Source organism: Mesonia aestuariivivens, assembly GCF_019311235.1.
Taxonomy (GTDB): Bacteria; Bacteroidota; Bacteroidia; order Flavobacteriales; family Flavobacteriaceae; genus Mesonia; species Mesonia aestuariivivens.
This window is the reverse complement of the sequence record NZ_JAHWDF010000014.1, coordinates 1-23,844: the sequence shown is the minus strand read 5'-3', so window position 1 is coordinate 23,844 and position 23,844 is coordinate 1. Positions and strand designations below refer to the sequence as shown.

Annotated in this window: 13 protein-coding genes and 1 pseudogene; 3 read left to right on the top strand and 11 right to left on the bottom strand. The window is 38.5% G+C overall.

Going from position 1 to position 23,844, the window contains the following annotated elements; genetic code table 11:
- The 11 genes from KW502_RS12210 to KW502_RS12160 all read right to left on the bottom strand — a co-directional run bounded on the left by KW502_RS12210 (position 1) and on the right by KW502_RS12160 (position 22,385).
- Positions 1-2,709, bottom strand: coding sequence for a glycosyl hydrolase (locus tag KW502_RS12210; protein ID WP_219040839.1), 2,709 nt, complete (start codon positions 2,707-2,709; stop codon positions 1-3).
- A 2-nt stretch (positions 2,710-2,711) separates the two neighbouring features.
- Positions 2,712-3,986, bottom strand: a complete 1,275-nt coding sequence (locus KW502_RS12205; protein ID WP_219040838.1) for an oligogalacturonate lyase family protein — start codon at positions 3,984-3,986, stop codon at positions 2,712-2,714.
- Positions 3,987-4,237: 251 nt separating this feature from the next.
- Positions 4,238-6,394, bottom strand: coding sequence for a hypothetical protein (locus KW502_RS12200; RefSeq protein ID WP_219040837.1), 2,157 nt, complete (start codon positions 6,392-6,394; stop codon positions 4,238-4,240).
- Positions 6,395-6,877: 483 nt separating this feature from the next.
- On the bottom strand, positions 6,878-7,942 hold the full coding sequence (locus tag KW502_RS12195; protein ID WP_219040836.1) for a glycoside hydrolase family protein: 1,065 nt from the start codon (positions 7,940-7,942) through the stop codon (positions 6,878-6,880).
- A complete protein-coding gene (locus tag KW502_RS12190) occupies positions 7,942-11,562 on the bottom strand; it encodes a DUF4450 domain-containing protein (RefSeq protein ID WP_219040835.1) in 3,621 nt (1,206 codons plus the stop codon). The genes KW502_RS12195 and KW502_RS12190 overlap by 1 nt, the downstream gene beginning before the upstream one ends.
- A gap of 17 nt (positions 11,563-11,579) precedes the next feature.
- Positions 11,580-13,058 carry a glycoside hydrolase family 28 protein gene (locus KW502_RS12185; protein WP_219040834.1) on the bottom strand — a complete coding sequence of 493 codons (1,479 nt, stop codon included), beginning with the start codon at positions 13,056-13,058 and terminating at the stop codon, positions 11,580-11,582.
- A gap of 217 nt (positions 13,059-13,275) precedes the next feature.
- Entirely contained in the window at positions 13,276-14,691 is a 1,416-nt protein-coding gene (locus tag KW502_RS12180; protein ID WP_219040833.1) for a purine-cytosine permease family protein, read from the bottom strand.
- 597 nt (positions 14,692-15,288) lie between these two features.
- Positions 15,289-16,440 (bottom strand): alpha-hydroxy acid oxidase, encoded by a 1,152-nt coding sequence (locus KW502_RS12175; protein WP_219040832.1) that lies wholly within the window; start codon positions 16,438-16,440, stop codon positions 15,289-15,291.
- A 232-nt stretch (positions 16,441-16,672) separates the two neighbouring features.
- The gene (locus KW502_RS12170) at positions 16,673-18,058 is read right to left on the bottom strand and encodes an FGGY-family carbohydrate kinase (RefSeq protein ID WP_219040831.1); all 1,386 of its coding nucleotides are present in this window, start codon (positions 18,056-18,058) and stop codon (positions 16,673-16,675) included.
- Between the two features lie 582 nt (positions 18,059-18,640).
- Complete coding sequence (locus tag KW502_RS12165) at positions 18,641-19,921, bottom strand: sugar isomerase (protein ID WP_219040830.1); 1,281 nt, start codon at positions 19,919-19,921, stop codon at positions 18,641-18,643.
- Between the two features lie 367 nt (positions 19,922-20,288).
- A complete protein-coding gene (locus KW502_RS12160) occupies positions 20,289-22,385 on the bottom strand; it encodes a bifunctional aldolase/short-chain dehydrogenase (protein WP_219040829.1) in 2,097 nt (698 codons plus the stop codon).
- A 118-nt stretch (positions 22,386-22,503) separates the two neighbouring features.
- Between KW502_RS12160 and KW502_RS15435 the strand changes: the two are divergent.
- The 3 genes and pseudogenes from KW502_RS15435 to KW502_RS15430 form a co-directional block, all read left to right on the top strand.
- Positions 22,504-22,620 (top strand): annotated as a pseudogene (locus KW502_RS15435) (IS110 family transposase); the annotation flags it as partial.
- Between the two features lie 217 nt (positions 22,621-22,837).
- Positions 22,838-23,011, top strand: coding sequence for a hypothetical protein (locus tag KW502_RS12155; protein ID WP_255554231.1), 174 nt, complete (start codon positions 22,838-22,840; stop codon positions 23,009-23,011).
- A gap of 193 nt (positions 23,012-23,204) precedes the next feature.
- Positions 23,205-23,522 (top strand): DUF2335 domain-containing protein, encoded by a 318-nt coding sequence (locus tag KW502_RS15430; RefSeq protein WP_255554230.1) that lies wholly within the window; start codon positions 23,205-23,207, stop codon positions 23,520-23,522.
- The last annotated feature ends 322 nt before the right edge of the window (positions 23,523-23,844 follow it).

Sequence of the window (23,844 nt, the reverse complement as noted above, 5' to 3'; positions counted from 1 at the left end):
TTATTTCTTTTTAAGCGGAATTAATTTGACAGGAGTGACCAATCCGGATGGCGTTACCTCCCATTGGGTGGCGTCGAATTCTTTATAATCTTTGTTGACCATATTGATCTCGTAGAAAATTTTCCATTCTTCTCCCCGATTCTCTTTAGCTCGAATTCGATTAGCCGGTAAATTGGTGACTTCAATTCTTAGGGTATTATTTTTTTCGTTTAAATTTTTCAAAATCAATTGGTGCGGAATCGACCAACTACTTCCTACATAATCCCCATTCAACCAAACTTTAGCACTTTCACGTACTTCGCCTAAATCTAATCTCCAAAGCTTTACGTTAGATTTTGGAGCATCAAATTCCAGTTCATAACTTGCCGTTCCCGAAAAATTTTCAGCATCGGTCCCTAAATTTGTCCAAGAGGTTAACGTTTTCATATCTCCAGAAGACGGTAATGTTGGCCCTCCTCGTAAGAAATCAATCTTCCATGTTCCGGTGAGTTCAAAACTTTCGTTTTCTTCTTCCACATATAACCAATCTTCTATATCATCTTCACGACCAGTTTTTAAGAATATACTTTCACCTGGTTCCAGTTGCACCCAAACTTTCGTAATTGTTCCATCTTGCTGAATTCTCGCTTTTCCTTTGATATTATTCAACGCATCAAATAATGTGACTTGATTCGCATGATGCTGGATAGAAATAAACTTATCGACATTCTTAGCGGTATGATTTACCAAAAAGTAAAGTTTTTCTCCGTTCAATTCCCTTCGAATATATTTTAATCCGGTATTTACCAATGCTTCTGGCTTCACATTCGCTGCTTGTAAAGCTTCATCTATATTTTGCTGAGGCTGAATTCGATTCGACTTTAGTAATTGAACGAGTTGCTTTTCTTTACTGCGGAAATCTTTTAGCCCCGGAACATGTTGAGGCAAAGCTTTAAAAATAATAGTGGCGCCTTCTTTTTTAAGTTGAAGTAATTTTTCAAGCGTTTCCAATGGAATGTATTTCGCTTCCGGAACGACTAACGCTTTAAAACTTCCGCCGGGTAACTGAAGTTCCCCATTTTTCACTTTCGCCTCCGCAATAAACGCATCTGAAATAAAATCGATTCCGTAGCCTTTTTTCATCAAATTGGTACTTATTTCATAAAAAGAAGTGCCGTGTAACCATTCTTCCAATGAATGTATTTTAAACTGAAAGAACAATTGATTGTTTAACTGACGGTTCCAAACATCATAAATAGGCCAATACACTAAAATTTCATTATCAGGATTTCCGGCTTGTAAAATTTGCTGCGAGTTGGCTAAATAGGAGAACATTTCTGGCGCGTCTTCCCAAATGGTATTATTCGGACTCATATTTACCGAAGCATAAAACTTCCAACCCGGCCAAGCGGCTCTTTCAGGGGAATAGGTTGTTCCGTGAAAAAACATATGGTTAACGCCATTCAGCAACAATTCTTCTGCCTCGGGTTTGGTTTGCGATAAAGCGGTTTTAAAATGATCGCGTAACCACGTAAAGCTTTCGGAAGAGATCAGAGGTCGGCCAGCAATGTGCCCTGCGGAAGAAGAAAACTTTAGCATAACTGGATCGGCATCGCCATTTCTAATGTTTTCAGCTTTTCTGCGTAAACCGGGAATATCAAATGGCATCGAACCAAAGGTTTCACATTCTGGAATATCGGCAGAAGCGTACAAATCAATTAAATTCCCAGGAGAACCGTGTGCTTGCAGCTTGGTTTTAAATCCGTAACCATTCGTCCAATCCGTCCAAGGTTTATTAAAATCATTCAACAATAAATCTGATAATGTTTCTCGGTAATCTCCTTTTACGCGATTAGCAAGTTCAGTATTCATTCGACTAAAAAGTTCCGGTAAATGTTTTTTAAGGTCGTAACCGCGGTATGTTTCAAACTTTTCAAAAAATTCGGGAGTAAAATTACTACCGTAAACTTCGTAACTGTCATTAAAAATCGCTCGGATTCTATTTTTAAAAGGTGGTAGAACCTCATCAAAAGGTTGTGCATAATTTTCAAAGGCCTTTTTTGAATAATGATCTAAAGTAAAGCCTTTTCCTCCCGGTGCGGACCGCTTCACATGCTGCCCGGTTTTCCCTACAAAGATAGCATAAAGCGTAAAATGTTCTTTTTTAGCTTTCCAGTTCAGTTCATCACCCTCTAACTCATCGGTTAAATCCAAGTAAGTTCCTTGGTGACCATAAGCCACGAGATATTTCAAATTTGCATAATCTTCTTTGTCATTAGGTTGAATTTTCTCTTTGATCCGCTCGTTTTTCTTTACTTCATATTTTCTTACGATCAATTTAGTAGCAGCATCTTCGCGGGAAACTTGCGGACCACCATACGGCCAACCGGTTCCTAAAACCATATCGACCTGAATGCCTAAACTATCTGCAGTTTGGAGGGTGTAATCCAACATTTCCATCCATTTCGGAGATAAATAGTCGATAAATTTTTCTTCTTCACCTTTTACGCCGTAGATCGGAGTGATTTCAACGCCACCTATCCCGGCTTCACTTAACTGAATTAAATTATCACGTAAATTTTCTTTATCAACCGCATTTCCCATCCACCACCAACGCGTCCAAGGTTTTTGGATATTGGTCATTTCCGGTAATCCCGAAAAAGAGTTTTGTGCGAAAGCAGTGCTTCCTATTAATAATAATAATAAGTTAAGTATAAGTAATTTCTTCATGCTTAAGCTTTGTGTTTTTCTATCTTTACGGCATAAATTTGAGTACTTCCCTCAAAATTAGCTCTAAAAATAATCCATTTTCCATCAGGTGAAAAATGCACGTTGGGTTCTAAATCGTAATTATGTTTACTCATATCTACGAGTTTTTCAGAATCCAACTCTTTTCCGTTAGGGGTGAAATGATAAATCCATTGTCCGTCTTCAGCGTGCGCTACCTGAGATTTATCGCCTCCATCACCGGCAAATGTTTTCATATCAGGTGAAATATTGTAATGAATAGACCATTCGTCTCTTTCTAATTGGTAGCGTGTTTCTTCGCCAGTGTCAATATTTTTCCCTGCTAAGTAAAATGTTTCTCCCCGTGGAATTTGCAAATCGAACCAGATGGTTTTTCCATCGGGACTAAAAAACTCGTGTCCGGCAATTTCACGATGTACCGTTCTTTTATGAATTAGCGTCGTATCGCCAGTCGATAAATCGTACGTCCAAATACGATTTACTTTATGCCAAGGACCTTCGTGACAATACATTAATAAATTAGGATCTGTAGGTGAAAATTGTTCGTGATTAAGCCAGGCATTTTCACGATATAGTTTTGAAAGTTCTCCGTTCTCTACATCAATCGTCATTAAATGCCGAGGCAAATGTGCTTCATAGATTAAGTTGAAGTAATCTGACTTTTTTGGATTTTTTTTGAATAGTTCCGCTTCTTCTTCCGTAGCGACCACTCCGCCCAGCAATTCTTCCGAAGCATTTAAGGTATTAGTGCCTACGCTTACGCCTTCGGGAAGTTTTTTGATAAAATCGGTTTGCTGTGTATCAATATGACTTGCAAAAACACTATCATTTAACGTGTAAAATACTTTTCTTGATTGAGTTCCCAGAATCTCGCCACGTTTTTTGCCCGGTTGGGTAGTGATGGCTTTTTGCTCTTGCGTGGTTAAATTTAAAGAATACAGCTGATTTCCGCTTTCTGTAGTTTTATAAAAAATCATTAACCAGTCTTGACTATTTTTAGCTTTCACAAACGGATTGTTATGAAAGTAAAAACTTCGATTATCTCCTTCGGAAGTTAATTTCTTAAGCTGATGTCCGGTTGTTTTATCGATCCAAGTCGAAGGCATTTTTCCTTCACCCGTCATTAAAACAGGAATAGCATCTTTCTTTTCTTCTGAAGCTGATTTTTCACTTTTATCAGTTTTTTCTTTACAAGAAATTAAAACTGGAAACGTTACTAAAAAAGCAATTAGTAAATAGGTAGATCGTTTTTTTGTCATTTCTAGCTTTATTAATTTGTAACCAAATTTTAAAATTCCAACCTTCGTTAGATTAAGTGAATTTCAATAAGATCACTCGAAGTGACTGCTGACACGATTGTCAGGTTTAAATGTCACACTGAGCAAAGTTGAAATATTGATTCAGCATTTTATCCTACTTTGATGTGATCCCGGATCAAGTCCGGGATGACGCCATTTCTAAAAATGAAAATTAGACTTTCTAAACCATTTCGGTATCCTGTGCATTCCTGTTAAGGCATTTTTTTCAAGCCTTCCCACTTCACATTCCACTTGCCATTATTAGGGAAACCGGGGTTTTTCTCTGTAGTTTCATCCCAACCGGCACACATCATCGCTACTGCGGTTAATAAACCTCCATTCCCTGGCATATATAAAGTTAAACGCTCCTCTTGGTAATTATGTCCGTTTTTTAAATACGTGTTGGTTTGTACATCCATAAAAAGTGCATCCACTGCTTTTTCAGGTTTTCCCAATCGCGCCGCAGCCATTGCCGTCATAGGGAAATCCCAACCCCAGGTATCTTCCCAGGACCAGATATCCCAAACTTTATTAAAGGTATTGTTCATAATTTCTTTATCAAGCAGTGGGGTAACCGGTAACATTCCGTAAGTTCCTAAAACCGAAGGATGATCGGTTAAATATTCCGGATTGGTATAAGAATCAGTTGCGCTTTCGGTAGCCAAATAATAATCTTCCTGAACGGGAAGTGGCGATAAATTTTCAGCTACTTTTTTCCATGCTTCAGGTTGTTCTTCTCCTAAGCGTTTTTTCCATTCTAAAGCGGTGGTGAGTGCCCAATTCCAGTAGGCTAACTCATAGGTTGGGTTAAACGTTTCCATTTTCGGGAAACGCTCTTGCGCCGGAATCACTCCCGGACCTAAATCGTAAGTTCCTTCTTCATTTAAATGGGCAAACGAAGCCATAAAATCGGCCGTGGCAAATACGCGTTCTTTATATTTCTCTAAAGTTGCTGAAGTTGAATCGGCACGATACATCAATTCCGCATAGGTAATAAAATGTGGTTGTTGCCATAGTAAAAATGCGCCGACAGAAGATGGACCTTCATCCCCATAAGGATCGGTCATTTTTTGCCATCTCGCTCCTTTAAAACCCTGTCGCTCTGCTAATTTTTTTGCTTTTTTAAAAACACGATCATACCAAGGTAAACTCTTCCCGAGCAATTCTGGTCTTCCCCATAACGGAAAATGAACTCCGTGCCACCAGTGCATTTCTAAATGCGGTTTTCCATACCAAGAATTATAGGTTAATCCGGTTTCCTGGGGTGGAATTTCTCCGGTACATTGCAATTTGGTCAGGTATTGAGATAACACCACCCGACGTTCCAATTCCGGGGCACGCTCATCGGTACATTCAGAAAAATCGACGATGCCACCGCTATTCCAAAATGCTGACCACCCGTTTTTACTGCTTTTTTCTACGGAAGTAAAATCAGCTTCTTTATTGATCGCTTCATTGCTAAACTGACACGTAAACGAGAAGTTGTTTTGCTGCGGAATCAATTCAAAATATTGATCCTCTTTTTTTTCGAATTTCGCTTCGCCCTTCCAGTTAAAACCGATGTCGTATTTGAGCGAATCCATCTGTCGAGTGACTACGGCGTGATTTTTTTCATCTGTTGAAATTTCACTGGGATAATTTAAATTTTCAGCTTCCCATTTTGTTCCCAAATCGGTCCAACCACCGGTAGGATACGGCAATCGAAGTCTTATTTTTAATTGTTCGTTTTCAATTAATTCAGAATTCACTTCAACTCCAATAATATCTTCTTCTTGATGACAAAGGGTTTTGACTTCCACCGGAATTCCTTCCACCTTAAATGTACTGGTAATTTCACCCGTCCATACGTTTAGTTCTTGCTGAATATCGGTAATATCTTGCGGCTGCACTTTTTCTCCATTTTTCTTGATCAAATCAAAACCGAGATTCCCTAATTGTACACGATGCGGATTCGACCTAAAATAATCCACCGCTTTTTTGGCTCTTGGTCCTTTCCGCTGTACCGAATAGCTGACTTTACGTCCATTTTGGTCATAATTTTCAATGGTTTCTTCAAACTTGTAATTTTCGGTATTCGGGAACGAATCCCAACCCCATTCCGATTCCGTTCCTAATGGAACGCCATATTGATACATATCCGGGAAAGTTTGCAATCCCGTACCATCAACGGTAAACGCAAAACTTCCATTTCCAACACTTAACGAGGCTAACGTATCTAATTGATTCACGTGTACACTATTTCGGGTAATCACGGCCTTTCGGTCGATTTTAGAGGGTTGTTCCTCCGAAGATGCTTCTTCTGTTTTTTGTTCTTCAGCACAACTAAAGAACAACAGACTTAAACAAAATAAAGAGATATATTTTTTCATAGAGAGAAGGTTATTAGGTTTTTATTTTCGGCTCATTTATATAATTTCATCATTTTCGGCCTACTTAAAGGCAGTTGTCTTGTTTCTTATTTCCTTATTCGAGCTTCCTATCTATTCTCCAACTTCCCGCCAGCTCAAGTGAGTTTCAATTTTTAAATTGACTTCTCGATACGATTTTATTTATGCTATTGCTTCAACAAAATCACTCGAAGTAACTTTTCGTTCGTCATTCCGTGCCTGACACGGAATCTCATCCTGCTAGATTTTCGTGATGTAATCCTGGGTCACGCGTTTTGCTTTTATCATTTATTTTATAATTTATAGTTTCCAGTCAGATCGAGTGAATTTCAATTCCTGAATTGAAATTTGTATCGAGATCTTCTTCCTCATGCTTCTCGATACGATGTTATTTCACTATCGCTTCAACAACATCACTCGAAGTGACTTTTACTAAATACGGCCAACTGTTTACTGCTAACTATTTTAATCAATTTTAAAAATAAAAGAGGAAGCGGTTTCATATTTCCCACCTTGTGAAGCGGTAAACAGATACGTTGGTTTTCCATTCTGAAATAAGATTTGCGGTCGCTCTGCCCTACCATATCTATTTAAATGTTTAGGAGCAGGTGGCTGCTTCACATATTTGTCTAAAGGTTGGTATCCTATTTTTGGATCGTTCCAATGCTTACCATCTTCAGATTCCATATACAAACCATTATCAATTCCAAAAGTTCCTAAATCGCGTGCGAGCATTTTAAATTTACCATTTTCACGCCAGACAAAAGCATCTTCACATTGTTCGTTATTTCCCATTCCTGAAAAATCGATGACCGGATTGCCTTCATATTTTTTATACGGTCCTTCTAATCGATCGGCCACCGCCAACCCGTATTTTCGGTTACCCCGAATACTGAATTTTGGATATAAATAACCTTCTGAATCAAAAGATTTATAATACAACCAATATTTATCTTCAAACTTTAAAAAGGAAGGATTGGTTGTACAGTGATCGTCCCAACTTCCAGCTTTCCCAGGAAATAAAAGTGGCTTATCCGGTCGTTCCCAAGGACCGTAAAGTGAATCTGCTGTTGCCAAACCAATGCGTTGCGTGTTCAATTTACCATTCGAATTCCCCATAAAAAACAAAGCATATTTCCCGTCTACAAAATGAATGCTTGGGTTATGGCAAGTTGTCGCATCCCAAAAACCTTTGCCTCGCGGATACAAAACTGTATCAACATATTCGTAAGGGCCTTCCGGTTTTTCGGCTACTGCGTGAGCGATTTCCGATTTGTGTGTCCATCCACTCATCGATTCGCTTTTTGGCCAACAAGAATAAAATACGTGAATTTTTCCATCGGGTCCTTCTATCGGGCTATTGCACCAAACATATTGATCTTCAAACTCTAAAGCTCTTCCTACCGGACTTAACCGCTTTTCGAAAGTCGATAACTCAGGATCGTTGCCATAACTCAACATCGACTGCCAAGGCAAACAACTTGCAATAGCCGCTAAACTACTTTGCTGTACAAAAGTTCTTCTTTTCATTACTTCCGTTTTAAACTTAAACTCATTAAGCCAATTACCACATCATTCGCTTTTGCTCTAAAAGAGAGACTTTTCAACTTTTTTTTCGGGTTAAGTGGAAGGTCTAAAATCGTAGCTGCGCCGCCATCAATTCCTTTGTCAGAATAGCCGTGAATGTTGTGATAATCTTTAAAATCACGCGTAATTTCTCCAGTTTTTAGGTAAACACGCGGTGGTCTGGGCGCATCGGTGGTGAACGCGTAATCATCTACAAAATAATCCTGCTCTATTGGCCACCAATTCTCCGGATTTTTGAGTTTCAGAATTTCTGTTGAACCGTCTTGATAAGTGACAATTACTTCCCCATTTACAAACCTGCTTTGCATCGGATTGGTACTTCCTGCCATCATCAAATAGGCGTGTGAAGCTTTCCCTGAAAGCAGAATTTCAAGTTCTTTGGGATAAACTTCCCATTGGGATACGAAAGCAATATTCTGTTTATTTTCTGCGGAAGGGGTTTTGAACGGAATACCTTGCGGAGTCGATAGTTGCTGTTTTTCGCCTGCTTTTTTACGCAAACCGGAATCGTCGATATGCACTTCTTCAGCGATCCACGGGTAACACCAGTTGCCAATTCCTGTGGTGGGTAATTGCAAGGTTGGTCGTAAGGGTCGCGGCTCCTGGTATTGATCGGTAAAAATATCACTAACGTTACTATTAAAAACGGAACTTAAATCAACCATTTCAAACTTAGCTTTTGCTGAAGTTTTTACTTCCCAATTTTGAATAGCTAAGTGATAAGTTTCGCTTTTTGATACTAATTGAAGCTGATTGCTTCCTGAAACTGCATAGGCTAACGGAACTTCAACAATAGCTGTTGATTGAGCTTTAAGTTTCAAATCTTGCTGACTCTTTTTCGCGGAATTCAGTATTAATTGAGCATCAATAGTTTTTGAAGTATGATTTTGTAAACTCAGCTGCAATTGATTTCCTGTAATTCTTTGTTCAATGACCTCTAATTTTGGTAAGATCTCTATAGGAATTATCTTCCACCAGCGTTGTTCACCTTGTTGTAATTGCACAAAAAAGCTTTTATTCCCGGTAACAGAATTGAGCTGAAATTCATCCGAATTTAAATCATAGTCTTTAATGATCTCTTGCGGATCGTCAACGGCAATAATTTTAGCTTTATTCAGCTTTAATTCTAAAGTTTCTTCGGAAGCGACTTTGTCAGGAAATTCAGGTTTTTCTAAGTTATTTCCGCTTTGCTTGATTTCAATGGTATAATTTTCAGCATAAGGAACTTCAATGATTAATTTTGGTGAATTATAGGCTTCTTTTTTCCAGTTGAGCGGAATTGATTTTCCGTTGACCAACACTTCTTCCACTTTTTCTGAAGTAATTCCCACTTCCATTTTTAGAGCCAATTCCTTCGTAAAATCTTGTTGAATTTTATAGATTTTCGACTTCCCATTCTGCTGAAATTCCACCGAAATATTAGGCAATTGCAAAGAGGCTTCATTCCAATCTTCAGGAAAACCGGGAGTAATTTTCAATTCATTTTCTAGGGCATCAGGGTGAATTCCGAATAAACCTTCCACCAAACTGCGAGCCGCCATCCCGATTGGATCGGCAAAATCACGGTACAATTCTCCACGAATCGCATCGTAAAAAGAAAGCTGCTGAAATCCTCCCGGAGAAGCGCCTAAATACATACTTTCCACCAGCGCACTTTGCCAAAGATCATAAGCTTTTTCGGGATTTTCGCCTTGCCAATAGGCCAAAGCCATATGTAGGTTTTCAGCTAGCGCCACATTGTTCACTGACCAAGTATAAGGTTGCCAATTGGTAGTAGAAATAAGTTCTAATTCTCGATCTAAACCTTCAGCTTTTACAGGAATGTGTGGGATTTCAGTCGAAACATAATTCAGCATTTGCAAAGCTTGTTTTTGGGAAGGAACTGCTTCATCGATGGTGTGATAAATACTCCAAATTCCGGGTTGTTCGTGTAGGTTTTGTTCGCCTAGTAGATCTTTATATTCCGCGAAAATTCCTTTTTCCTTGATCCACAATTTTTGCTGAAGTGCATTCATAATTTTTTCAGCTTCCTCATCATAAGCTTGTGAATTCTCACCAACAATTTTCGCCAGTTTCGCAGCCATTTTGTTGGCGCTATAATTATAAGCCGACGTGTAGACCACGCCACCACCAGCATATTGCAAGGCATCGCTCGCCCAAATAGCGGCGTAAGCATCGTAAAGTCCGTCGCCATCGGTATCAAAATTTCGCTTTTCCCAAGCAAGATGCCGTTTTAAAGTCGGCCACATTTCCTTGATATATTCTTTATCGCCACTCCATTGAAAATGCTTAAGTAACTGATCGAAAAACACCAAATTCATATCGTAATGATGCGCTATGGTGTTGTTATTAGGTCTTCTGGAAATATAGCCACGACTAAACATCGAAGTCCCAATTTTCTCTTTTTGCCGAGCAAAATGTCTCGACGTATCGGGAACTACCGGACCGGTTTCAGGTTGTAAAACCTGTGAATTGGCATAGCTTGAAAAATGTGTTTTCGCTCGATCGTGCCAACCTAGCGGATCGGCTACATACGCGCCACGCCAGGCGTTGAGGTGCATTCGCCAGGCCACCGAACCGTGTAAAAAAGCAGGATCTTCCCAAATACCATCGGCAGCAGTAGCTAAAGCTCCGCCCAAAGTATTCAAATAAGGATCAGGTGTCTTTAGTTGTACTCGATTGGCTAATTCTTCTGCCTTCGATAAAGCCTTTTCAAAATCCTGTTGAAGATCGGCTTGCGAGTTATTTCCAACCTGCAATTGATTCCCGATTTCCCAATAAAGTTCAGTTTCTAAATTGGAAATTTTTCCTGCCAACACTGGTAAATCTTCCGCAGTGGAATTCCATAAATTGATAGGATTTTCCAAATGATTTACATTGGCTAATTTTACTTCCGAATCAGGAAAGACGCCCTTCATTACTTTTTGGGTTTCGTTTTTTTTGCTATCCCAGGCGTAATCTAAGTGAAACGAATTTTCAGCAATTTTAAAAGAATTATGCTCGCAATAATCGGGTTGCAAGTAAAAAACAGATTCAGGATCGGCGCCAATATCGCCATCTCGATGAAATTTCTTTCCGCTAGCGCCTCCATAGAACCAAACCAAATTGACTTCCGTAGGAATATTTTCAGGAATTACTTTTAAAATAAAACCTTCCGCATCGGCTAAAGCGAGGATTTGTAATTGAAGTTTTCCGCCTTTCAAGATTTCGTCTTCAATCGTATATTCCATTCTTCCGGGAATATAGGATGTCTTTATCTTATCGGCTTCGGTGATCCATTTGCTATTTTCCGCAGCAAAAATTCCCAATTGAAAATTACCGCCCATTCCCGGCATATACATCGCAAACTCTGGTAAATCACCGGCTTCTACCCGAAATCCGGTATTGGTTCCATAAAGTGCCCGATTAAATTTTCGAGTGCCGTTGACCAACTCGAAAGCCTTTCCGTTGGGTTGGTAATGGATTTTTCGAGGTTGGTTGTGCCAATAATTTTCTTGTGCAACAACTCCTATTGAAAAAACAAAAAGTATAAATAAGCTAATGTTTCTTAGAACACTCCGCATAAAAAAAGTATCTGAGATTATTGAATATAAAGCGAATCTGGTAATTTTACGCCCGGCGAATGCTCTATTTTCACCTTAGAATTATCTTCGGTTTTTAGGCTTACATTTTCTAAATTCCAATTTTCACTGTAATTAATTTGTCCGGCGGTAGCTGCTTGAATGTGGACATCTTTTAAATTAAAATTGGTGATGTAAGAATTTTCCAAACCATTCACATTAATCGCCCGTTTAGCTCTTCTAACGTTAATATTATGCAATGAAATATCCTTAAAGGTCGGAATTCCTTTTGAGGCAGGTTTTACTTCTTTCAGTAAAGTTCGCCAACGTTGTGGTACCGAATCGATATCATAGCCTTCTGGTAATTTAGAGTAACTGTAACTCGGGTTCCAATTCATCGAAACCTCAATAAACGTACGCACGCTATCCATCTCGATATTTTCTAAATACACATCTTCCACCGTTCCGCCACGGGTAATGGCCGATTTGACGTTAAGTCCGTTTTTAGTCCCTAAACCTTTAATATTTGAAGCATAGACGTGACGAACATCTCCGGCGGTTTCGCTCCCAATGGTAAAAAGTCCGGAACCGGCGCGAGCGATACAATCACGAATCACTACATATTCAGTAGGCCTATCCACACGCTGCCCATCCCAATCGCGTCCCGCTTTTAAGCAGAAATTATCATCATTACAATCGATATCACAATTTTGCACTAAAATCCATTGAGAAGAATCGATATCGACACCATCGGTACTCGGGCCGTGGCCGCCAATATTATTTCTGATTGTTAATCCATCTACAGTGATATATTTTGAATAGAGCACCTGTACCGTCCAAAAACCGGCTTTCTGAATGTTCAAATCTTCTAAAAAGACATTTTCAGAATTAGCGATTAAAAAGGTCCGCGGACGTTTCGCATCGTAATCTACAATCCAGCGTAAACCTTTTGGTTCATATTCTTTACGTAAGTTCCAGTAGTAATCCCAAAACACCTTTCCTTGTCCGTTAACCAAACCTTCCCCATCTATCTTTACATTTTTTTGGTTTCGTACATTTATCAAAGCCGCTGGCCATTTCATCTCGATGCCGGCTATACGGGTATCGATTTCAGGATAATCTTCGATATTTTCACTTCCGCGAATTTCAACATTTTTCGGGATTTCTAAATGCACGCCTTCTTTTACAAAAATAGAACCCGACAGATAAACTCCCGGTTGAAAACTCACCGTTCCTCCCCCATTTTTAGCACAATCGTCAATTGCTGTTTGAATAGCTGTGGTATTTAAAACGGTAGTATCGTTCTTAACGCCATAATCGTTTACCCAATAGGTTTTTTCTTTCACCTGAAAAGCTTTAGCCCCTACCTTAGCAATCCAATCTGGTTCAAAACTTGCTGTTGAAATTTTCCCTGAATTAGGTTTATCTACCCTCGTATTTTCTTTACAGGAAACCAGTACTATAATTAGGATAAAGATCGTTAAAATTTGATTTTTCATGAATGAAATTAGTTTTACGCTAAGATCTAAGAAATCAAGTAAAATTCTATCCTGTACATACCTGAATAAAAAAACCATCACACCAAGTGATGGTTTAAGACTAAAACCGTAATTCTGAAAAGTTTTAGTTAAAATGAGAAAAAATATAATTGAATAAAACAATATTAGCATCAATGATTTTTAAATACATCCTGTACTTACCTGTTAAAGTTGTAATCTACCTTTTCTTCTTCTGCATAACTTTACTAAACACCAAATACAAAACGCCACACAATAGCCAAGCAGGCAGCGTTACAAAAGACAAGAAAACATCAAATTGAACGGAGATGAAGTAAAAAACACCGAAGCTAATTACCCAAGCCCAAAAGACAGCCTGATTAAATTTAGTACCCGATTTTTCAGCGTAGAAAGATTGGATGCCGAATTTTTTTCCGAAGAAGTATTCAAAAACAATAATGGCGCCAATGGGGGCTAATATAAATCCGTAAAGGGCTACGAAACCTAATAATTTCATTGCAAAAGCAGGGAATAATCCGGCGATGGTGGCGACGGTTCCGGCGATAATGGTGACCCAGGCGGTAGAGACTTTCGGAATAATGGCCTGAAAAGCCAATCCGGCTCGGTAAATGGTGGGGTTGGCTGTGGTCCATCCGGCAAGAATGACCGCGATAATTCCGAAGACACCAATCGCATTATAAGCTAAAGGTCCGGGCGCTACCGAAGGTGCTTCACCGCTGGCTAAAACAGCTTGGGCTTCGGGAGATTTTAAATATACCGCATACAATAAGGCTGCGGCAATCCACGCGATATAATGACCAATGTAAATTCCGGCAGCGGTAGTCCAACCTGAACTTGCCTTTTTAGCGAATCGAAACACGGAAAGGTCTGACATCCCAATATGCATCGCGGCATTGGCAAACCAAGACCATAAAAACACGTGCCAGAACGTATATTTTATTTGTCCGGGGAAAGGCTCGCTTCCTTCGCCCCAAATATTCCAAAAATCGGAAAAGCTATGTACGTCTAAATTCACCAAGGAAACTACTCCGCAGATCACAAAAGCAGCTACAATAATCGGACTCATCCAATTGGCAGCTTTGGCCACCGTACTGTAACCTTTTGCTGCCACAATAGATATAACGCCACCAATGGCTAATACAATAATTACCCAAGTCGCACTATTAGGCATAGTATCGGTGAGTTTGGGCATTTCCATATCAAAAGGAACACCAACTGCCGTTGCAGAAACAGTGATCATTGCTCCAGCTAAAAAGCAGAATAAAATTCCGTTGGCCAAATTATAAACCGTAACCAAACGTTTTCCGCAGATTTTTTCTAGATGGTAGTAAAGTGTATATCTAAACTTGGTACCAATTTCTGCCGTAAGAAAACGCCAGCTTAACACGGCCATTAAATTTCCTAAAAGCAATCCGATAATTAAGTCGAAAGCACTTACGCCGGTGGTTAAAAAAAGCGGACCAATGACAAATTCGGTTCCTGCGGCGTGTTCGCCGGCATACATTCCTAAAAAGCTTTTCCAGCTTTTTAGCTTGGATTCTGGTACACGTTCGCGTTCAAATTCTCCCGAAATTTCTTCGGTTAATACTTCTTCTTCAATTTGTGCCTGACTCATTTTTTCTATTTTAAGCTTTTAGCTATCAGCTTGTAGCTGTTGTTTTTCTAATATTTTTTTTTAATCGTTTTCGTAAAAGTGGGTAGGTTTTAAAACTGTTATCTCATTCAATGATCGAGATGACAGTTGTCTTGGTTCCTTATTTTTAGTTTTTCATTCTACATCCTCAATTCTAATCTTATTATCCCTACTTTTTTTCATTGCCAAAAAAAGTAGCAAAAAAGTCTAGTCTTATTTTTATTTCCTTGAATTGTTAGAAAAATAGTTTATCCTGCGCAAGGGAAACCGTTGCACTAGTCCCTTGCTCCTCCATCCATCGCTGCACTATTTCCCTACAATTACTACGGAATTAAAAAGTAGGACCTTGTTTATTCACTTTCAAATCAACACATTTTCAAATCAACACATTTTCAAATTATCTCATTTCTATAGTCTATTTTCTCTTCTCTCTTTTCTCACTTCAATTTCCGCTTTGGTTTCGATACAATTGCTCCTACCTCGCAATCACTCAGCCGCTGTTACTGTTTAGTTTTCAATATATATTGTCCTGTTTCTTAGCTCTTGACGCTTTCTTTTCTAACTTCTCACTACTAGTAGTTACTTCTTCACCAAATACTTCGGCAAATCGGTTACTTTTTCGCAGCAGACTTGTTCTAATACTTGTTGTAGTTGCATTTTTAGCATTGCGATGGTATGGTCGCCACCTTCATCACCTAACGCGCCAACGCCGTACATAAACGATCGTCCTAAAAAGCTAAAATCGGCTCCGCTGCTCATTACACGAGCAATATCGGGACCAGAACGGATTCCGCTATCCATCATTACAGTGATGCGATCTTTGTATTTTTCAGCGATATGAGCAAGGGGTTTAATAGTCGATTCGCCGGCATCTAATTGGCGACCGCCGTGGTTAGAAACGATAATTCCGTCGAAACCTAAACGAATGGCTTCTTCAGCATCTTCATAGGAAACGACACCTTTTAATACTAATTTACCTTTCCAAAGATCGCGGAGTGGTTTTATTTTTTCTTCGTTTAACCGACCGGAAAAAGTAGCATTCATCCAAGCACCAAGCTGTTTAATGCTCATTCCTTTTTCCATATATTTTTTCATCGTGGCAAAGTTGGGGGCACCGTGTTTTAGGGTTTGCATTGCCCAAGCTGGTTTTCCCATTACTTGCAATACATTTCTAAAATTCATTTGTGGCGGCATTGCGAGTCCGTTTCTAATTTCTTTAGGACGATAACCAAACGTGGGAACATCACATAAAATCACCAAAACCGGAACTTCAGCCGCTTCAGCTCGTTTCAAAATATCGTCACGCAACCAATCTTCGGTAGGATGATATAACTGAAACCAGGCGCGACCTTCGGTGAGTTCGCTGGCACGCTCGATGCTAGTGGTGGTTACGGTACTTAAGATAAAAGGAATGTTATGTTTTAAAGAGGCTTTGGCTAAAATTTCCGGGGCATTGGGCCACATTAAGCCTTGCAAACCGATGGGCGAAATGCCAAAAGGGGCATCGTATTTTACACCGAACAGCTCGGTTTCTAATTTTGAATTACTGTAGTTTTTGAGGTATCTGGGTTTTAGCTGAATTTCCCTAATTTCATCGGTATTTCTTTTGATATTGATATTCTCGTTACAGCCTCCGTCCAGATATTCAAAAGCAAAACGCGGCATACGCTGTTGAGCGCGCTCACGTAAAGACTCAATCGACGGATATTCGGTATTAAAAGGAAAGGCCATAGGGTTGTTTTTTATAACTTAAAGCATTTAGCTATTAGCTTTTGTTTTATTCTACTATTGTTATTCTGAACTTGTTTCAGAATCTTATCCTGCGCTTGATTGATGAGATTACACTTAGTCCGGTATGACGAACTTGATTTTTAATTTAGATGTTTCCTGATTCTTGCTTCTATAATCTCTCGTCTATTTTCTATATTCTATAATCTCAATTCTAACTACTCAATACTAAGAACTACTTCGTTAACAATAGCGGAACTAATTTTTTCATTCGATAGTTTTCTTTTAAAAATTTAGCATCTACCTTTTTGTTGGAAATCACCATCGCCGCACCTAAGGCTGAACCTAAAGGTGAATGCGTCGATAGAACCTTAAATTCACTAAAATGATGTGCCATTAATTTCATAAACACATCATTATCGGTAAAACCACCATCGATATAAATTTTATAGATGGGTGAATTTCCGATAGCATTTTTAATCGTATGAATCTGTAACTCCATCAACTCAATCATTAATTGATGATAGGCTTTTTCAAAAGTAGGGAAAGGCTTTAAATCGGTTTGGTGTAATTCTTTTCGTTGTAAGGATATTCCTTCAAATTTGAAATAAATCGAAGGCTTTTCTATCAACCGTATATACAACTCCTGATCAAATTTCACTTCGCGGTGATAACCATATTCCTTTCCGTAGTATTCGCCTAGTTTCTCCACCTGAATTCGATATTCATTCCCCATAAAAAAACGAGAAGCTTTTACACGCTTTCCATCGACACGCAGGTAATTCAGGCAATTATTTTTAATATCTTGTTCTCCTAAACTCTCTTCATTAAACGGATTCAACGAAATACTCCAGGTTCCGGTAGAAAGCAGTAAAAACGGTTTTTTCTTACTTAAAATATAGGGTAATAATGCCGAAGAACTATCGTGAATCCCAACACCAATTTTTATCTTTTTCCCTTTGTAAGAAGTGTTAATACTACTCGCGGTTGGAACTATAGGACCAAATAATTGATCGAAACCTTCCGTATAAACCCAATCGTGATAATCTTCCTTATCGAAATTCCACAAATTGGTGTGGCAACCAATCGAGGTATATTCGCTTACCGGAATACCAGTAAATAAAAACGATAAATACTGCGGAAGATGCAGCGTATACTTGATTTTATTAAAAATCTCAGGATATTTTTTCTTCAACCAAAATAATTGCAGTCCAGAATTCAACATTCCCGATTGTGGTGATGCTGTTTCTACCGCAATTTTCAATTCGCCACCGTATTTCGCATAAAATTCATCGGTAATTTCCTTCTCAATCGGTTTCGTGTAGTTATATAAAGGCGTCAACACATTTCCGTGATGATCTAAATGCACCAAACTCGCCCCATACGTCGAGAAATTGATCGATTTTACTTCATATTCTTCACTTTCTAAAATCGAATGAAATGTATCTTTAATCCACTGCCGTAAAAGCGTAATATCTTCGGTAGGATAACCATCCTCATCTACCGTTAGCGGCAAACGCGTATAATCCCGAAAAACTTCCTGATAATCTTTATTGAACAGGAAAAATTTCTTGTTGGTTTTCCCAATATCAAAAACAGCCGTTACTTTCTTTTTATTCATCTCGATCATCGAGAATTTAAAACTTCTTTTTCATTTCAATGCTGAAACTATTCGAAGTTAAATTAGTAGTATTTAATCTCTCGGACTTTCCCAGAGAAAACTTTTAGTTTTTTTGGGCGCCACCTTTCAGGTCGGGCTTTACGCTACAATTCCGTTTGCTTCCTACGGTCGCAATCCGGGATTTTCGCTTCAATCCCTCGCGCATTTTAGATACTAGAGTTTAGATCGCTTCGCTGTTAGAATTTAGATTTTCTTTCGTCATTTCGTGCTTGACACGGAATCTCATCACGTTCTTAATTGGATGAGATCCTAAAAGAAGTTCAGGATGACGATTGTCTTTTTTCCAACGTCTTGATTCCTGATTCTAATTTCTCCAAGTCTAATTTCTAAAATTTCATTCCTAATTACTTCTCGATACAATTTTATTTCCGCTTGCGCTTCAATAAAATCAATCGAAGTGACAGTTCGCCTTCATTTTCAAATCAACACATTTTCAAGTTTCAAATTTCTCTACTCTATTTTCTACATTCTAGCATCTAAGCTCTAATATCTCAAATCTCATTACTCAATACTAACTAAAGTCTAAAGTCCCGTTGCAACCGTTTTCAGTCCGCGAGCTTCAATAAGCGTATTACGAACATCAAACGCACGATAAGCGTCAATTGGATTTACCGCTGCACCGCTTTTCGCTCTTGCTGCTTTTACTATCGGTCGAACATCAGTTCTATAGGCGTCTTGCAAAATTTCCTGACATTTAGTAACATCATTATTTTGCTGCGCTTCTTTTAATGCTTTTTGATCGACTAACAGCGCCTGAGCGTAAGCAATCAAAATAGCTTCCAGTGATTGTAATAAATCTTCCAACGGATCTTTAATATTATGACTGGCATCGATCATCCAGGCGGGATATGGATTTTGCGGATTGTTTTCCATTCCGTACACCAATTCATTAAAAATTAAAAATAACGCATAAGGTTTGATGGAACCAACCGTTAAATCATCATCTCCGTATTTGCTATCGTTAAAATGGAATCCACCTAACTTTCCTTTATACATTAGAGTCGCTACGATTTGCTCGATATTGGTATTTGGTAAATGATGACCTAGATCGACCAACGTGAAAGCACGATCTCCACAAGCATTGGCTAGCATAAATGAAGTTCCCCAATCCTGAATGGTCGTGCTATAAAAGTTAGGTTCGTAAGGTTTGTATTCGATAAAAAGCTTCCAGTCTTCCGGCATTGAAACGTAGATTTCTTTCAGGCTTTTTTCGGTATTTTGCAAAGCCTTTTGAAAATTCAATTGCCCCGGAAAACTTGCTCCGTCAGCTAACCAAACGGTTAAGCTTTTAGAACCCAATTGTTGTCCAATGCGAATCACCTCTTTATTATGTTTCACCGCATATTCACGAGAAGCTTTATTAATGCTGTTGAGTGAACCGAATTTATAACTTTCTTTCGCATCAGGTTGATCCTGAAAGGTATTCGAATTCATCGCATCAAAAACAATATCGTGACTTTTAGCAATATCTTTAATCGCATTTACATCTTCAGGAATATCCCACGGAATATGTAATGAAACCGCGCCTGCCGTTTTGGTGAGCGCGTGTAAAATGCCAATATCGTCTAACTTTTGCTCTAAAGAAGAAGGTTCTCCTCCGTAAGAAAAACGACCAAATCGCGTACCACCGGCACCTAAAGCCCAACTCGGTATCGCCACCTGAAAATCGGCTAATTTTTGTATTATTTTAGCTATCGAGATTCCTTTTTTGGCAAACTTATTTTCTAAGAAATCGATTTCGTTTTCAAACGAATCGTTTTGCTTTTTATTGAATTCTGATAGTTGATCAGTATTTATTTTCATCTTTATTATTTTAAGATTTTAGATCGCTTCGCCTTTTAGAATTTAGATTTTTTTGTAAACCTCACAGGTTTCTAAAAACTGTGAGGTTTATTGATTTCTTATTCAATTCAATTTACTTTTCCCTACTTTTTTTCATTGCCCAAAAAAAGTAACAAAAAAGTAGGACAATATTATCAATTTAAAGCTTTTTCTTTTGTCATTCCGTGCTTGACACGGAACCTCATCACGATCTCAGCTGGATGAGATCCTTAAATAAATTCAGGATGAAACAAAAATCTTGTTTCTTACTTCTCTTGTCTATTCTCTAAGTTCTAAAATCTATATTCTAGCATCTATACTCTAAAATCCAATTACTCTCTTCTAAATCTTATCTCACAAACGCATTTGCCATACCACCATCAACGTTAATGGTGTTTCCGGTACTTTTGTCCAGAATACCCACGCAGGCGAATACGCCGTTAGCGATATCTTCTGGTAAGATAATTTCATTTAATAAATTTCTTTTAGCGTAATGCGCCGGAAGATCTTCCACTTTAATTCCGTGAGCTTTTGCTCGACCTTCAGCCCAATCGCCTTCCCATATTTTACTACCTACGATTACTCCATCTGGATTCACGGTATTCACACGAATATGATCGCCACCTAATTCCGCAGCTAATAAGCGCGTCATATGTTGTTGCGCCGCTTTTGCCGTTCCGTAGCCTACATTGTTAGGTCCAGAAACGAGTCCGTTTTTACTGGCAATATTTACGATATCGCCACCTAAACCTTGCTTGCGCATAATTTCAACGCCTTTTTGCGCCATTAAGAATTGCCCTTTTACCAATACGTTTTGTAATAGTTCCCAATCTTTCAGTGTTGTGTCCAGTAAGGATTTTGAAATCGCTAATCCTGCTGAATGCACCACGATGTCTACCCCTCCAAAGGCAAGATTTGCTTCTTTGTAGGCCTTTTCTATTGAATCTTCATTGGTAACATCGCAAATGGCAATCGCAGCTTCGTCACGTTTGTAAGTCGATAAAGCTTCCTCTAAATTCTCCTGACTAATATCGGTGAGCACTACGTTAGCTCCTTCGAGAATTAATTTATCGGCAATTGCTTTACCAATTCCACCGGCGGCACCTGTAACAACGGCTACTTTACGTGAAAGTGGTTTTTCCGCAGGCATTCGTTGTAATTTAGCCTCTTCTAACAACCAATATTCGATATCAAAAGCCTCTTGTCTTGGTAAAGAAGTATATTCAGTAATCGCTTCAGCACCACGCATTACGTTGATGGCATTTACATAAAATTCACTAGCTACACGGGTGGTTTGCTTGTTCTTGGCAAAACTGAACATTCCTACGCCGGGATAAATGATAATCACCGGATTAGGATCACGCATTGCCGGACTATTATCGTGTTTATGATTTTCGTAATATTGACGGTATTCTTCACGATATTGTTCAAAAGAAGGCTCTAATTTTTTCAGCGTAGCTTCGGTATCGGTCACCTCATCTGATGGATCTAAGCTTAGGATGAGCGGCTGAATTTTTGTGCGCAGAAAATGATCGGGGCAGGAAGTTCCCATTGGTGCTAATCGGTCCAGATCATTACTATTAATAAAATGTAAGACAGTATCGCTATCGGTAAAATGGCCGATCATTTGATTTTCTGAAGAAGCCAGTCCACGTAGTAACGGCATTAACTCGGCAGCCTTTTCTTTACGTTCTTCCGCAGGTAAAGATTTTAGTTTTTGTCCGCCAAAAACTTCTCCGTTTTCTTTGATTTTCTTTTCAATATATTCAGAAGCCATTTCAATAACCTCCAGACTATTTATGTAGCAATCGTAAGAAGTATCGCCCCAAGTAAATAAACCGTGGCTACCCAATACGATTCCACGAATTCCGGGATTTTCTTCCAAACATTTTTCTAGCTGAAGCCCTAAATCGAAACCAGGACGCTGCCAGGGTACCCAACCCATGGTATCTCCCCAAATTTCTTTGGTCACCTGTTCACTATCTTTTGCAGCTGCAACCGCGATAAGCGCATCGGGGTGTAGGTGATCGATATGTTTAAAAGGCAATAAACCGTGCAAGGGTGTATCGATGGAAGGTGCTTTACTATCCAGATCGTAGATACAGTGATTAAAAAGTCCTACCATTCGGTCTTCATCTTCTAAACCACCGTAAACATTTTTCAAGTTTCTAAGGCGTTCCGTATATAAACCGGCAATTCCTTTTCGGGTAAGCGTACCAATATCACCACCAGAGCCTTTAACCCACATCACCTCGACATCTTCATTGGTAAGTGGATCTTTTTCGATGGTTTTACAGCTGGTATTTCCACCGCCATAATTGGTGATTCTTAGATCGGCACCTAATATATTCGATCGGTATAAAAATAAAGCTACCTGATCGTCACCCAATTCGGCAGCTTTCGCTTCATCCCAGAGATAGTCTACGTACTGAAAAGTTTTTTCCATTTTAAATTTTGTTACATCTATTAAAGCTTTTCAAATGTAATTTTTAAGAGAAAGTCTTCCATCCTGTAGTGTACTGCCAGCCATCTTAATTTGGAGGTATAAAAGAGAGGAAGACACCAATAAGAAACTAGCCTTGATAGCAGTAGCCAACAAGTTTTTAAAAAAAGCCTTCGCTATTGCTAAATCAGGATTGCCTTATGATGAAAACTATGTATCTGTTCTAACAAAAGGGTAGATCAAGAAATAGATGTACAGTTAAAATCTGTTTATAAAGATTTTGACATAGGTAATTTATGTCTCAAATTTATTGTAGAAAAAAGTTGGTTTTCACCTCAGTTCTTTGTTAGCTGTAGTTTTTTTAAGTACTAAATTTGTCTAAATTTTCACGTCATTGTTGAAAAATAGAATATAAAACTGATTTTTTATTACCTAAAAATGATTTTTTGGTGGGTATGGGAAGTGTTTTAAATATTGCGGGTTCTTATTTTGACTATAACTATTCTAAATCAGCAGCGGATGCTGATAAGAAGGCTTTAATTTCAGATTGGATGAATGTTGGTGATGATTTCAAATCCGCAAAAAAAGTATTTAAAAAAAAGAATTCCAACAAACTTTGTCTAAAGTAACTTTAAATTGAGCAATAAACAACAGAATAATAAGCCGACGAAAGTAAAAATCCCAGAAGAATTACAGGAATTAGAAGAAGAAGCTTAAAAACATTAATCCAAAAGTTTTTGAAGGCTTACCAAAAAATTAAAAACTTGAAATTTTACAAAGTTTATCTTTCACTTTAATTCAAGAAAATCTCATTCAGGTCCTTTGCCAGATGCGGAAACACTTATTAGATACGATTCCGTTATTCCAGAAGGAGCAGACCGAATTATGAAAATGGCTGAAAATCAGCAAAATCATAGAATTTCAATTGAAAGTAATTTAGTTTCAAGTCAATCATCTCAAAGTAAATTAGGTCAAGTTTTTGGGCTGATTATTGGATTGGCGGGAATAGGATGTGGAACTTATCTTGCTTCAATAGGTCAAGATGTGGTTGGAGGCATAATAGCAGGAGGAACAGTTGTAAATTTAGTTTCAGTTTTCGTTTTAGGGAAAAAATCTCAAAAAAAGAACTCCGAAGATTAGTTAAATTACAGCTAACTGTTTCAGCTATGAGTAGTTGCGGGATTTAGTAGTTAACTTAACAAGTACACACCAAACTGAAAACCTCAAGGATTTTCAGAAGTAGGCGAGAACAAGCAATTACTTATAGCCATTGTGCCTGTTGCACAATTTACTAAAAAAGATTAATTTCATGATATGCAAGGCAAAAAAGTATAGCAAGAGCAGTTATTCAACAGTTTTCGGTTGAGTGACCGCGTACCGCCCACAAATTTCTACCGCCGATTGAAAGAAGCCTTAAACTTAGATTTTCTCTATGATCTTACTCGAGGTTTTTACGGCAGCA

Excerpts from the sequence above, each read along its gene's own strand:
- KW502_RS12185 (WP_219040834.1), bottom strand. The coding sequence starts at position 13,058 with ATGAAAAATCAAATTTTAACGATCTTTATCCTAATTATAGTACTGGTT.
- KW502_RS12205 (WP_219040838.1), bottom strand. The coding sequence starts at position 3,986 with ATGACAAAAAAACGATCTACCTATTTACTAATTGCTTTTTTAGTAACG.
- KW502_RS12190 (WP_219040835.1), bottom strand. The coding sequence starts at position 11,562 with ATGCGGAGTGTTCTAAGAAACATTAGCTTATTTATACTTTTTGTTTTT.
- KW502_RS12170 (WP_219040831.1), bottom strand. The coding sequence starts at position 18,058 with ATGAATAAAAAGAAAGTAACGGCTGTTTTTGATATTGGGAAAACCAAC.
- KW502_RS12175 (WP_219040832.1), bottom strand. The coding sequence starts at position 16,440 with ATGGCCTTTCCTTTTAATACCGAATATCCGTCGATTGAGTCTTTACGT.
- KW502_RS12210 (WP_219040839.1), bottom strand. The coding sequence starts at position 2,709 with ATGAAGAAATTACTTATACTTAACTTATTATTATTATTAATAGGAAGC.
- KW502_RS12195 (WP_219040836.1), bottom strand. The coding sequence starts at position 7,942 with ATGAAAAGAAGAACTTTTGTACAGCAAAGTAGTTTAGCGGCTATTGCA.
- KW502_RS12155 (WP_255554231.1), top strand. The coding sequence starts at position 22,838 with ATGGGAAGTGTTTTAAATATTGCGGGTTCTTATTTTGACTATAACTAT.
- KW502_RS12180 (WP_219040833.1), bottom strand. The coding sequence starts at position 14,691 with ATGAGTCAGGCACAAATTGAAGAAGAAGTATTAACCGAAGAAATTTCG.
- KW502_RS12160 (WP_219040829.1), bottom strand. The coding sequence starts at position 22,385 with ATGGAAAAAACTTTTCAGTACGTAGACTATCTCTGGGATGAAGCGAAA.
- KW502_RS12165 (WP_219040830.1), bottom strand. The coding sequence starts at position 19,921 with ATGAAAATAAATACTGATCAACTATCAGAATTCAATAAAAAGCAAAAC.
- KW502_RS12200 (WP_219040837.1), bottom strand. The coding sequence starts at position 6,394 with ATGAAAAAATATATCTCTTTATTTTGTTTAAGTCTGTTGTTCTTTAGT.